Source organism: Streptomyces sp. NPDC006294, from assembly GCF_042870895.1.
In the GTDB taxonomy this organism is placed as follows: Bacteria; Actinomycetota; Actinomycetes; order Streptomycetales; family Streptomycetaceae; genus Streptomyces.
Map to the genome: position 1 here is coordinate 1 of NZ_JBIAHV010000032.1, position 14,369 is coordinate 14,369.

Here is a 14,369-nt window from a genome sequence, read left to right on the forward strand (position 1 = left end):
CGTGAGGACCGTCCCGGTGACAAGCGGCTGGTCGCCTACGCGGTCGGCGTCGAGCTGACCGGGTCGGAGCTGCGGGCGCACATCGCCGGGGTGCTTCCCGACTACATGGTTCCGGCGGCCGTGGTGGTGCTGGACCGGCTGCCGGTGACGGTCAACGGGAAGCTGGACCGGCGTGCGCTGCCTGCGCCGGAGTACGGGTCCTCGGCCGGTGGTCGTGCGCCGGGCACGCCGCACGAGGAGATCCTGTGCGATCTGTTCACCCAGGTGCTCGGCACCCCGGTGACCGGCGTCGACGACAGCTTCTTCGACCTCGGCGGCGACAGCATCATCTCCATCCAGCTCGTCGCCCGCGCCCGCAAGGCCGGCCTGGTCCTCACCGCCCGGGACGTCTTCGAGCGCAAGACCGTCGCCGCCCTCGCGGCGGTGGCCGCCACCGCGAGCGGCACAGAGGCCGAGGACCCGGACGCCGGAACCGGCGAGGTCCCCCTCACCCCGATCGTCGAGTGGCTGGCCGGACTCGGCGGCCCCGTCGACCGGTTCAACCAGTCGGTGCTGCTCCAGACGCCGGCCGGTCTCCCCGAGACCGCCGTCGTCGGCGCCCTCCAGGCCCTGCTGGACCGGCACGACGCGCTGCGCCTGCGGCTGGCGGGCGACGAGGACTGGCGGCTCGAGGTCCGGCCGCGCGGCGCCGTCGCCGCGGCGGACCTGACCCTCCGTGTCGACGCGGCCGGGCTCACCGAGGACGCGCTGCGCGGGGCGGTCTCCGCGCAGGCGGACGCGGCACAGGCCGCACTGGCCCCGCGGGCGGGCACCGTGCTGCGGGCCGTGTGGTTCGACGCCGGGGACGAGCGGCCCGGCCGGCTGCTGCTGGTGGCCCACCACCTGGTGGTCGACGGGGTGTCCTGGCGGATCCTGATCGACGACCTCGCCGCCGCGGCCGGCGCCCTCGCCGAGGGCAGGCCCGCCGCGCTCGAACCGGTGCACACCTCGCTGCGGACCTGGGCCGGCCGGCTCACCGCCACCGTCGGCGGCCGCGCGGACGAACTGCCCTTCTGGCAGGACGTGCTGGACGGCGCCGGCGCCCCCGTCGGGGACCGGCCGGTCGACCCGGCGAAGGACACCATGGGCAGCACCCGCACCCTCACCCTGGTGCTGCCGGCCGCGGACACCGCGCCCCTGCTCGACACAGTTCCCGCCGTCTTCCACGCGCGGACCGACGAGGTCCTGCTCTCCGGCTTCGCCCGGGCCGCCGCCGGCTGGCGCGACGGCGCCGTGGCCCCCGGAGGCGCACTGGTCGTCGACGTGGAGGGGCACGGCCGCGAGGACGTGCTGCCCGGCGCCGACGTGTCCCGGACCGTCGGCTGGTTCACCAGCCTCTACCCGGTGCGGCTCACCCCCGGCGGCGGCGACGAGCGGCCCGGCGCGGTCCTCAAGCGGGTCAAGGAGGAGCTGCGCGCCGTACCGGACAACGGCATCGGCTTCGGCCTGCTGCGGTACACCGATCCGCGTACCCGCGACGCGCTCGCGGCCCTCGGCGCCCCGCAGATCGGCTTCAACTACCTGGGCCGGCTGGGAAGTCCGCACGGCGGCTCCTGGACCCCGGCCCCCGAGTCCGACGTGCTGATCGGCAGCGGCACCGCCGACGCGGCCATGCCGGTCACCCACCCGCTGGAGATCAGCGCGGTGGTACGCGAGGAAGCCGGCGGCCCCGAGCTGACCGTCACCTGGATGTGGCCGGACGGACTGCTGGCCGAGGACTCCGTACGCGACCTCGCCGACCGCTGGTTCACCGAGCTGCGCGAACTGGCGGCGGACGCCGCCCGGCCCGGCGCGGGCGGCTTCACCCCGTCCGACCTGCCGCTCACCTCGCTCTCCCAGGAGCAGATCGACCGGATCGAGAGCGCCTGCCCCGGCGCCGCCGACATCCTTCCGGTCGCCCCGCTCCAGGAAGGGCTGCTGTTCCACGCGCTGTTCGACGACGAGGCGCCGGACGTCTACAGCGTCCAGTTCTGCTTCGACCTCGACGGCGCGCTGGACGCCGGCGCGATGCGGGCGGCCGCGGAAGCGCTGCTCGCCCGCCACGACAACCTGCGGGCCGCCTTCCACCACGACGGTCTGGAGCGGCCGGTCCAGGTGGTTCCCGCCACGGTCACCCTGCCGTGGACCGAGGTGGACCTCTCCGGTCTCGCGGGCGACGAGCAGCGGGCCGCGGCCGAGACGGTCCTCGCCGAGGAGCGGACCCGCCGCTACGACCTGGCCGCGCCGCCGCTGCTCCGGTTCGCCCTGATCCGGCTGGCCGCGGACCGGCACCGCCTGGTGATCGGCAACCACCACATCCTGCTCGACGGCTGGTCGATGCCGCTGCTGGTCGGCGAGCTGTTCACGCTCTACGGCGAGGGCGGCGACGGCCGGACGCTGCCCAGGGTCACCCCGTACAAGGACTACCTCGCGTGGATCGCCGGCCGGGACCGCGAGGAGTCGGAGTCCGCCTGGCGGCAGGCTCTCGCGGGTGTCGAGGAGCCCACGCTGCTCGCCCCGGCGAAGGCCGCCGGGGACGAGGCGACGGGCGAAGTGCCGCGAAGCCACTCGTTCGAACTGGGCGAGGAGCTCACCGACCGGCTCCAGGCGCTGGCCCGTACGGCCGGACTGACCGTCAACACGATGGTGCAGAGCCTGTGGGGACTGCTCGTCGGCCGGCTCACCGGCCGGGACGACGTGGTCTTCGGAGCGACCGTCTCCGGCCGTCCGCCGGAGGTCCCCGGCATCGAGTCCATGGTCGGCCTGTTCATCAACACCGTGCCGGTACGGGTGCGGCTCGACCCGAGGGAGAGCGTCACCGACCTCTTCCGCCGGATCCAGCGGCAGCAGACCGCGCTCATGGCCCACCAGCACGTCGGACTGTCCCGCATCCAGACGCTCGCGGGCGTCGGCGAACTCTTCGACACCCTCACCGTGTACGAGTCGTACCCGGTGGACCCCGCGGCGCTCGACCTGCCCGGGGGGCTGACCGTCTCCGGCGTCGGCGGCACGGACGCCACGCACTACCCGCTCACCCTCGCGGCGCTGCCCGGACCGAGCCTCGGACTGCGGCTCGAATACGCCCCCGACCGGTTCGGCCGGGCCGAGACCGAGCTGCTGGCGGCCCGGCTGCGGGCCCTCTTCGAGGCCGTCGCCGAGGCCCCGGAGCGGCTCGTCGGACAGCTGGACGTGCTCACCGGAGACGAGCGCCGGGCGGCCTGCGGCGGGGACCCCGTACGCGAGGACGTGCCCCCGACGCTGGTCCACGAACTGCTCGAGCACTGGGCGGCCGGCACCCCGGACGCCGACGCGGTGGTCTTCCAGGGCGTGCGCACCACCTACGCCGAACTCGACGAGCGGGCCAACCGGCTCGCCCGCCTCCTCGTCGCACGGGGCATCGGCCCCGAGCAGATCGTCGCCATCGCGCTGCCCCGGTCCACCGAGGTCCTGGTGGCGATGTTCGCGGCGCTCAAGGCGGGGGCGGCGTTCCTGACCGTCGACCCCGACTACCCCGCGGACCGGATCGGATACCTGCTGCGGGACTCCGCCCCGGCGCTGGTGATCAGCGACCGGGACGTGCAGCGCCGGTGGTCCCTGTGGTCCAAGGGCGAGGCGGTGGACGCGGGCGACGTCGAACTGCTGGTGCTCGACGACCCGGCGGTCACCGGGGAGCTGGCCGGCCTGCCGGCGACCGCCCCGGCCGACGAGGAGCGCACCGCGCCGCTCACCCCCGCCGCGCCCGCGTACGTCATCTACACCTCCGGGTCCACCGGCCGGCCCAAAGGCGTCGTCGTCCAGCACCGGAACCTGATCAACCTGTTCCACAGCCACAAGGACACGCTGTTCGACCCGCACACGGCGGCCGCCGGAGCCGACCGCTTCCGGGTCGCGCTCACCGCGGTGTTCTCCTTCGACACCGCCTGGGACGGCGTGCTGTGGATGCTCGACGGGCACGAACTGCACCTCGTCGACGACGACACCAGGCGCGACCCGGAGGCGCTCGCCGCCTACGTCGACAGCGCCGGGATCCAGTTCCTCGACCTGACGCCGTCGTTCGCGCAGCAGCTGCTGGCCGCGGGGATGCTCGCGCCGGGACGCCACCACCCCGCGGTGCTGATGCTCGGCGGCGAGGCCCTCGGCCAGACGCTCTGGGACGAACTGCGGGCCGCGCCGGACACCGTCAGCTACAACTTCTACGGGCCCACCGAGGCCACCATCGACACCCTGTACGCCCCGCTCGGCGACAGCGAACGCCCGCTGGTCGGCCGCCCGGTCCGCAACACCACGACCTCTGTCCTGGACGCGCATCTGCGGCCCGTGCCCGACGGCGTCACCGGCGAGCTGTACCTCGCCGGCGACCAGCTCGCCCGCGGCTATCTGCGCCGCCCGGGGCTCACCTCGGAACGCTTCCCCGCCGACCCGTTCGGCGCGCCCGGCTCCCGGATGTACCGCACCGGCGACCTGGTCCGCCGCACCGCCGGCGGTCTCCTGGAGTACGTCGGCCGGGTCGACGACCAGGTGAAGGTGCGGGGCTTCCGTATCGAACTGGGCGAGATCGAATCGGCCCTGGCCGCCCACCCGCAGGTGGCGACCGCCGCCGTCGTGGTCCGCGAGGACACCCCCGGCATCCGGCGGCTGGTCGGCTATGTGGTCCCCGCCGAACCGGCGGGCGTGCCCGACCCGGTCGAACTGCGGACCTTCGCCGGCCGGAGCCTGCCCGAGTACATGGTGCCCGCAGCCGTCGTACCGCTGCCGGAACTGCCGCTCACCCCCAACGGGAAGCTGGACCGGCGGGCGCTGCCCGCCCCGGACTTCACGGCGGGCACAGGCGGCCGGCAGGCCGGCGACCCGGTCGAGCAGGCGCTGTGCGAACTGTTCGCCGAGGTGCTGGGACTGCCCCGGGTCGGCGTCGACGACAGCTTCTTCGACCTGGGCGGCGACAGCATCGTCTCCATCCAGCTCGTCGCCAGGGCACGCGCCGCCGGACTCGTCCTCACCCCGAAGGACGTCTTCCAGTGCAAGACGGTCGCCGCTCTCGCTCCGGTCACCCGCAGCGCGGAGCAGACCGCACCGGAGGACCCGGACGCCGGGATCGGCGAGCTGCCGCTCACCCCGATCATCGGCTGGCTCGAGCAGCACGGCGGCCCGGTCGACGGCTTCGTGCAGTCGATGCTGGTCCAGGTCCCCGCCGAGCTGGGCGAGGAACTGCTCGCGGGCGCGCTGCAGACAGTGCTCGACCACCACGACGCGCTCCGGATGAGGCTGGACCGCGGCGCCGGCGACGACCCGTGGCGGCTGGAGGTCGGCCCCCGCGGCTGCGTGCCGGCCGCCGAGGCGGTCCGCCGCGTCGACACCGCCGGACTGACCGGCGAGAAGCTGACCGAGACGATCGCCACCGAGGCGGAGGACGCCTGGCGCCGGATCGACCCGGCGGCCGGACGGATGCTCCAGGCGGTCTGGTTCGACGCCGGCGGGCAGCAGCCGGGACGGCTGCTGCTGACGATCCACCACCTGGTCGTGGACGGAGTGTCCTGGCGGATCCTGCTGCCCGACCTGGCGGCCGCCTGGCAGGCCCTCGCCGACGGCAGACGGCCCTCGCCCCCACCGGGCGGCACCTCGCTGCGCCGCTGGGCCGAGCAGCTGGTCGAAGAGGCCCGCAGCCCGCGCCGCGAGGACGAGTTCGACCTGTGGGACCGGACCGGGGCGGTGGAGGAGCCCGTCATCGGCAAGCGCCTCCTCGACCCCGCGACGGACACCGCGGGGCGGGCCACGTCGCTGACCCTGTCGCTGCCCGCGTCGGAGACCGAACCGCTGCTCACCAGCGTTCCGGCCGCCTTCCACGGCGGCGTCAACGACGTGCTGCTCACCGCGCTCGCCGTCGCCGTCGCCCACTGGAGGCGCCGACGGGGACTCGGTGACGAAGGGCCCGTCCTGGTCGACCTGGAGGGCCACGGCCGCGAGGACGTGGTCGAGGGCGCCGATCTCTCCCGTACGGTCGGCTGGTTCACCACCGTCCATCCCGTACGTCTCGACCCGGGACAGCTCGACTGGGACGAGATCTGGGCCGGTGGTCCCGCGCTCGGCCGGGTCCTGAAGCGGATCAAGGAGCAGTTGCGGGAGGTGCCCGACAACGGGATCGGGCACGGTCTGCTGCGGTATCTGAACCCCGCGACGGCCCCGCTGCTCGCCGCCCGTCCGGAGCCGCAGATCGGCTTCAACTACCTGGGCCGGATGGGCACGTCCGCCGGCCAGGCCGGGGACTGGGCCATGGCGCCCGAGACGGCGGCGCTGACCGGGGCCGCCGCGGGCGACCCGGACGTCCGGCTGGCGCACGCCCTGGAGATCAACGCGGTCGCGAACGATCTGCCGGGAGGCCCCGAACTGAGCGCCACCTGGACCTGGCCGGACGGCCTGCTCGCCGAGCGCGACGTGAACGACCTGGCGGAGACCTGGTTCCGGGCCCTGAGGGCCCTGGCCGCACACGCTGTTGAGCCCGAAGCCGGCGGCTACACGCCGTCGGACATGTCCCTGGTGTCGCTGTCCCAGGCACAACTCGATCTTCTGGAAAGCAAGTGGAGGGTGTCGTAATGATCGGTACGGGGCTGGAGGACGTCCTCCCACTGTCGCCGTTGCAGGAAGGTCTGCTGTTCCACGCACTGCTCGACGAGCAGGAACTGGATCTGTACGCCGGGCAGCTGGCATTCGATTTCGAGGGCGCGCTGGACGTGGGCGCGCTGCGCACCGCGGCCGACGCGCTGCTGCGCCGCCACGCCAATCTGCGGGCCGGCTTCGTCCACGAGGGCTTCGACAAGCCGGTGCAGATCATTCCGCGCCGGGTCGAGCTGCCCTGGCACGAGGTCGACCTGTCGGAGGGCGACGAGCCGGCCCGGCAGGCGGCGCTGGACGAGGTCATGCGCGCCGACCGGGCCAGGGGATTCGACCTGACGGCGCCGCCGCTGGTCCGCTTCACCCTGGTCAGGCTCGGCGGCCGGCGCTACCGCTTCATCCTGACCAACCACCACATCCTGCTCGACGGCTGGTCGATGGCCGTCCTGCTGCGCGAACTGTTCACCCTCTACATCCAGCGCGGCGACGACGCGGGACTGCCCCGGGTCACCCCCTACCGCGACTACCTCGGCTGGATCGCCGCCCAGAACCGCGACGACGCCCTGAAGTCGTGGGCGTCCGCCCTCGACGGCGTCGAGGACGCCACCCTGCTCGCCCCGGACCGCCGGGGCGGCCCGGTGGAGGCGCCGCACTACCACGGGCACGAGCTCGCCGAACAGCTCACCTCCGACATCTCCGAGCTCGCCCGCCGTCACGAACTCACCGTCAACACGGTCGTGCAGGGCGCGTGGGGCATCCTGCTGGGCCGGCTCACCGGCCGGGACGACGTCGTCTTCGGCGGCACGGTCTCCGGCCGCCCGCCGGAGATCCCGGGCATGGAGAACCTGGTCGGCCTGTTCATCAACACCCTGCCCGTACGGGTCCGGCTCGACCCGTCCGGCTCCCTCCTCGACCTGCTGCGCAGGCTCCAGGAGCAGCAGGCCGACCTGATGAACGCCCAGCACATCGGCCTCACCGACATCCAGGCCCTGGTCGGCGTCGGAGAGCTCTTCGACACGATCACCGTCTCGGAGAACTACCCGGTGGACGCCGCGGGCTTCTCCGAGCCCGTCGAAGGACTGCGCGTCGTCGGCGTGCACACCACGGACGACAACCACTATCCGCTCAGCCTCGCCGTGCTCCCCGGCACCCGGATGCACCTGCGCATGGGCTACCGGTCCGACCTGTTCGACCGGGCCGCCGTCGAGCGGATCGCCCTGCGCCTCCAGCGCATCCTTCAGGCGATCGTCGCCGACCCGGACCTCCTCCTCGGCCGTCTCGACGTCCTCACCGACGACGAGCGCGCGCTCCTCGCCCCCGGCGCGGCCCGCGACGACCTGCCCGCCCGTACCGTGCCGTCCCTCTTCGAGGCCGTCGTCGCGGAGAACCCCGGCGCCGACGCGGTCCTGTTCAAGGACACCGCCCTCTCGTACGGACAACTCAACGCCCGCGCCAACCGCCTCGCGAGGCAGCTCGTGGCGCGCGGCGTCGGACCCGGCCGGTTCGTGGCACTCGCCCTGCCGCGCTCGCCCGAACTGGTCACCGCGCAGCTCGCCGTGCTCAAGGCCGGCGGCGCCTACCTGCCGGTCGACCCCGACTACCCGGCCGACCGCATCAGCTACATCCTCGGCGACGCCGCCCCGGCGCTGCTGCTCACCAGTTCCGCCGTCACCCTGCCCGCGGAGGCGGCCGCCGCCGTGCCCACCCTGCGGCTCGACGACCCCGCGCTCGCCGCGGCCGTCGACGCCCACCCGGACGGTGACCTCACCGACGCGGACCGGGCCGCGGCGACCTCCACGGCCGACCCGGCCTACCTCATCTACACGTCGGGTTCGACGGGTCGTCCCAAGGGTGTGGTGGTGACGCACTCGGGCGTGGCGTCGCTGGTGGCGTCGCAGGTCGAGCGGTTCGAGGTGGGTCCGGGGAGCCGGGTGCTGCAGTTCGCCTCGCCGAGTTTCGACGCGGCGTTCTGGGAGCTGGTCATGGGCCTGCTCACCGGCGCCGCGCTGGTCGTGGCCCCCGCGGAGGACCTGGCCCCCGGCGAACCGCTCGCGGCCACCGTCACCGGTCACGGCGTCACCCACGCCACCATCCCGCCGGTCGCCCTGGCCGTCATGGCGCCGGACGATCTGCCCACCGTCGACACGCTGGTGGTCGCCGGCGAGGCGACCTCCGGTGAACTGGTCGAGCGCTGGTCGGCCGGCCGCCGGATGGTCAACGCCTACGGGCCGACCGAGTCCACGGTGTGCGCCACGATGTCCGGCGCCCTCGCCGGCGGCGGCGTGCCGCCCATCGGCACCCCCGTGATCAACACCCAGGTGCTGGTCCTCGACGGCGGGCTGCGGCCCGTGGCGCCCGGCGTGGCCGGCGAACTGTACATCGCCGGCGCCGGCCTGGCCCGCGGCTACCTCGGCCGCCCCGGCCTGACCGCCGAGCGCTTCGTCGCCAACCCCTTCGGCGCGCCGGGCGAGCGGATGTACCGCTCGGGCGACGTGGTGCGCCGGAAGGCGGACGGGGAGCTGGAGTTCCTCGGCCGGGCCGACGACCAGGTCAAGGTCCGCGGCTTCCGCATCGAACTCGGCGAGATCGAGTCCGTCCTCGCCCGGCACCCGGCGATCGCCCAGGTCGCCGTGATCGTCCGCGAGGACCGCCCCGGCGACAAGCAGATCGTCGCCTACCCGGTGCCCGAGCACGGCCAGGAACTGCCCCGGCCGGCCGCCCTGCGCGCCCACGTCGCGGCAGACCTGCCCGACTACATGGTGCCGGCGGCGTTCGTCACCCTCGACACGCTCCCCGTCACGCCCAACGGAAAGCTCGACCGCAAGGCCCTGCCGCTGCCCGACCTGGCCGCGCTCGCCGCGGGCCGTGCCCCGCGCACCCCGCAGGAGGAGATCCTGTGCGGCCTCTTCGCGGAGATCCTCGGGCTGCCCCGGGTCGGCATCGACGACAGCTTCTTCGACCTGGGCGGCCACTCCTTGCAGGCCACTCGCCTGGTGAGCCGTATCCGCTCCGTCTTCGACGCGGAACTGCCCCTGCGCAGCCTCTTCGAGACCGCCACCCCGGCCGGTCTGGCCACCCTGCTCCGCACCACCGGCAGCGCGCGCACGACGGTCCGGCCGGTGGAGCGGCCCGAGCACGTCCCGCTCTCCTTCGCACAGCGCCGGCTGTGGTTCCTCAACGGTTTCGACGGCCCCGGCGCCGGATACAACATCCCGCTCGCCCTCCGGCTCACCGGCACCGTCGACGAACAGGCCCTCGGCGCCGCGCTCGGAGACGTCGTCGCCCGGCACGAGAGCCTGCGGACCGTCTTCGACGAGCACGACGGCCGGCCCCACCAGATCGTCCTGGACGCCGAGGCCGCCCGCCCCGTGCTGGACGTCCGGAAGGCCACCGACGCCGACCTCGACGAGCAGCTCGCGGCCGCCGCCGCCCACGGCTTCGACCTCGCCGCCGAGATCCCGCTGCGGGCCACCCTGTTCACCCTCGGCGACGGCGAGTACGTCCTCCTGCTGCTGCTGCACCACATCGCGGGCGACGGCTGGTCGCTCGCCCCGCTCGCCCGTGACCTCTCGGTCGCCTACGCGGCCCGGCTCGACGGCGCCGCCCCCGGCTGGGAGCCGCTGCCCGTCCAGTACGCCGACTACACCCTGTGGCAGCGTGAACTCCTCGGCGACGACGGCGAGGACAGCAGCGAGGGCGCCGCCCAGCTCGACCACTGGCGCCGGAACCTGGCCGGGCTCCCCGAGGAGCTGGCCCTGCCCACGGACCGGCCGCGGCCGGCCCGCGCCAGCTACCGCGGCGACATCGTCCCGTTCGCCCTCACCCCGCAGTTGCACGCCAAGCTCGCCCAGCTGTCCCGGGACAGCCACACCAGCCTCTTCATGGTCCTCCAGTCCGGCCTGGCGGCCCTCCTCACCAGGCTCGGCGCGGGTACCGACATCCCGCTCGGCACGGCCGTCGCCGGACGCACCGACGAATCCCTCGACCAGCTCGTCGGCTTCTTCGTCAACAACCTGGTGCTGCGCACCGACACCGGCGGCGACCCCACGTTCCGCGAACTGCTGGCCCGGGTGCGGGAGACCGACCTCGCCGCCTACGCCAACCAGGACACGTCCTTCGAACGGCTGGTGGAGGTGCTCAACCCCGGCCGCTCGCTCGCCCGCCACCCGCTGTTCCAGGTCATGCTGACCCTGCAGAACAACGAGCGCGGCGAACTGGCCCTGCCGGGGCTGCGGGTGGGTCCGCACTCCGTCCAGACCCACTCCTCCCGCTTCGACCTCGCGCTGGAGATGGGCGAGAAGCGCGGCGGCGACGGCGCGTACGAGGGCATCGAGGGCGTCGTCGAGTACAGCAGCGACCTCTTCGACCGCGCCACGGTCGAGAAGCTCACGAAGCGCTTCGTCCGCCTCCTGGAGGCCGTGGCCGCCGACGCCGACCGGACCATCGGCCGGATCGACGTGCTCGGCCCGATCGAGCGCCACGAACTGGTGGTGCGGAACAACGCCACCGAGCACGAAGTGGCCGCGACCACGCTGCACGCCCTCATCGAGGAGCAGGTGCGCCGGACCCCCGACGCGCCGGCGCTGCTCTTCGAGGGCCGCGGCCTCACCTACCGGGAGCTCGACGAGCAGGCCGGCCGGCTGGCCCACCGGCTCGTCCAGGAGGGCGTCGGCCCGGAGCGGACCGTCGCGGTCGCCGTGCCGCGCTCGCTCGAACTGGTCGTCGCCCTCGTCGCGGTGCTCAAGGCGGGCGGCGCGTACCTCCCCGTCGACCCCGACTACCCGGCAGACCGCATCGGTTACATCCTCGACCACGCCGCCCCCGCGCTGCTGCTCACCGCCGGCGGAGTGGAACTGCCCGGCTCCGAGGACCTGCCGCGCCTCGTCCTCGACGACCCGGCCCTGGTCCGCGAACTCGCGTCCGCGCCCACCGGGCGGCCGGACGTCACCGTGTCCCCGGCGGCGCCCGCGTACGTCATCTACACCTCCGGCTCCACGGGCCGCCCCAAGGGCGTCGTGGTCCCGCACGGCGGCATCGTCAACCGGCTGCTGTGGATGCAGGACGAGTACGGGCTCACCGCCGACGACCGGGTGCTGCAGAAGACGCCGTCCGGATTCGACGTGTCCGTCTGGGAGTTCTTCTGGCCGCTGATCACCGGCGCCACGCTGGTCGTCGCCAGACCGGAGGGCCACCGCGACCCGGCCTATCTGGCCGGGCTGATCCGCGAGGCCGGGATCACCACCCTGCACTTCGTCCCCTCGATGCTGCAGGCGTTCCTCGCCGAACCGGCCGCCGCCCACTGCGGGGACTCGCTGCGCCGGGTCCTGTGCAGCGGTGAAGCACTCCCCGTCGAGCTGCAGACCCGCTTCTGCGAGGTCCTCGACGCCGAACTGCACAACCTGTACGGACCCACGGAGGCGTCCGTCGACGTCACCCACTGGGCCTGTGCGCCGGACACCGAACGGCGCACCGTGCCCATCGGCCGCCCCGTGTGGAACACCCGGGTCTACGTCCTCGACCACATGCTCCGCCCCGTCCCGCACGGTGTGCAGGGCGAGCTCTACCTCGCCGGCGACCAGCTCGCCCGCGGCTACCTCGGCCGCCCGGACCTCACCGCCGACCGCTTCGTCGCCGCCCCGTTCGGCGAGCCCGGGGAGCGGATGTACCGCACCGGGGACCTGGTCCGCTGGGCGGCCGACAACACCCTCGAATACCTGGGGCGTGCCGACCACCAGGTGAAGATGCGCGGCCTGCGCATCGAGCTCGGCGAGATCGAGTCGGTGCTCGCCGCACAGGACGGCGTCGCCCAGGCCGTCGTGCTGCTGCGCGAGGACCAGCCGGGCGACCAGCGGCTCGTCGGCTACGTCGTCCCCGACGGCGACACCGCGCCCGCCCACGACGGCCTGCGGACGTGGGCGGCCACCGTGCTGCCCGACTACATGGTGCCGTCCGCGTTCGTCACCGTCGACGAACTGCCGCTCTCCCCGAACGGCAAACTCGACCGCAAGGCCCTGCCCGCGCCCGACTACGCGGAGGCCGCCACCGCGCGGGAACCGGAGACCCCGCAGGAGGCGACGCTCTGCGCGCTGTTCGCCGAGGTCCTCGGCGTGCCGTCGGCCGGCCCCGACGACAGCTTCTTCGCGCTCGGCGGCCACTCGCTGCTCGGCACCCGCCTGATCAGCCGCGTCCGCACCGAATTCGGCGTCGAACTGCCCGTACGGGTCCTCTTCGAGGCGCCCACCCCCGCCGGCGTCGCCGCCCTGCTCGGCGACGCCGCCGGCGCCCGGCCGCCGCTGGTTCCCATGGCCAGGCCCGAGCAACTGCCCGTCTCCTACGCGCAGCAGCGGCTCTGGTTCCTCGGCAGGCTCGACAGCGACAGCGCCGCCTACAACCTGCCGCTGGCGCTGCGGCTGACCGGCGAGCTCGACCCGGACGCGCTGCGCGCCGCCCTCGGCGACGTCGTCGGCCGGCACGAGAGCCTGCGCACCCTCTTCCACGAGGTCGCCGGCAGTCCGGTCCAGGTCGTGCTGGACGCCGGGGCCGCGCGCCCCGGACTGCCGGTGGTCGACACCACGGAGGACGCGCTGCCCGCCGCCCTGGCCGGCGCCGCAGGCACCGGGTTCGACCTGACCCGAGACATCCCGCTGAACGCCACCCTGTTCCGCACCGGGCCCACCGAGCACGTCCTGCTGCTGGTCGTCCACCACATCGCCGCCGACGGCGGATCGCTCGCCCCGCTGGCGCGTGATCTGTCCGAGGCGTACGCGGCCCGTCGTGAGGGCGGTGCTCCGCAGTGGCGGCCGCTGCCGGTGCAGTACGCCGACTACGCGCTGTGGCAGCGCGAACTCCTCGGCGACGAGACCGACCCCACCAGCGTCCTCGCCCAGCAACTGGCCTTCTGGCAGGAGGCGCTGGCGGGGGTTCCGGAGGAGCTGCGGCTGCCCGCCGACCGTCCCCGGCCCGCCCGGCCGAGCTACCGCGGCGACACCGTCCCCTTCACATTCGACGCCGAGGTGCACTCCGGCCTGGCCGCCCTGGCCGAGGCCGGCGGAGCGAGCCTGTTCATGGCGCTGCAGGCCGGACTCGCCTCGTTCCTGACGGGGATGGGTGCGGGGACGGACGTTGCGTTGGGGACGCCGGTGGCGGGGCGTACCGATGAGGCGTTGGACGAGTTGGTCGGGTTCTTCGTGAACACGCTGGTGCTGCGGACGGATGTGTCGGGTGATCCGACGTTCCGTGAGTTGGTGGCGCGGGTGCGTGAGGCGGATCTCGCCGCGTACGCGAACCAGGATGTGCCGTTCGAGCGGTTGGTGGATCTGATCAGCCCGGAGCGGTCGCTCTCCCGGCACCCCCTGTTCCAGGTCATGCTCACCCTGCAGAACAACGCCGCGGCCGAACTCGACCTCGGTGGACTCGCCGTCCGCGCCGAGGACACCGAGATCGGCGCGGCCAAGTTCGACCTCGCGGTCAGCTTCGGTGAGCGCTGGGACGACGAGGGCCGGCCGGCCGGGTTGGGCGGGTTCGTGGACTACAGCCTGGACCTGTTCGACCGGGAGACGGTCGAGGGCCTGGTGGCACGGCTGGGCGACTGGCTGTCGGCGGTCGCCGCGGGCCCGGACACCCGGATCTCGGATGTGGCTCTCCTTTCGCCCGCGGAGCGTGAGCGGGTGGTGGGGGAGTGGAACGCGACGGGTCGTGTGGTGCCGTCGGGGACGCTGGCCGCGTTGTTCGAGGCGCAGGTGGCG

2 protein-coding genes are annotated in these 14,369 nt (G+C 73.9%); both read left to right on the forward strand.

Going from position 1 to position 14,369, the window contains the following annotated elements:
* Nucleotides 1-6,606 (forward strand): amino acid adenylation domain-containing protein (locus ACFYOP_RS33590; RefSeq protein WP_356899610.1); only part of this gene is annotated, 6,606 nt, incomplete at its 5' end.
* On the forward strand, nucleotides 6,591-14,369 hold a 7,779-nt coding region (locus ACFYOP_RS33595; protein ID WP_388453917.1), incomplete at its 3' end, for an amino acid adenylation domain-containing protein. The genes ACFYOP_RS33590 and ACFYOP_RS33595, both read left to right, overlap by 16 nt.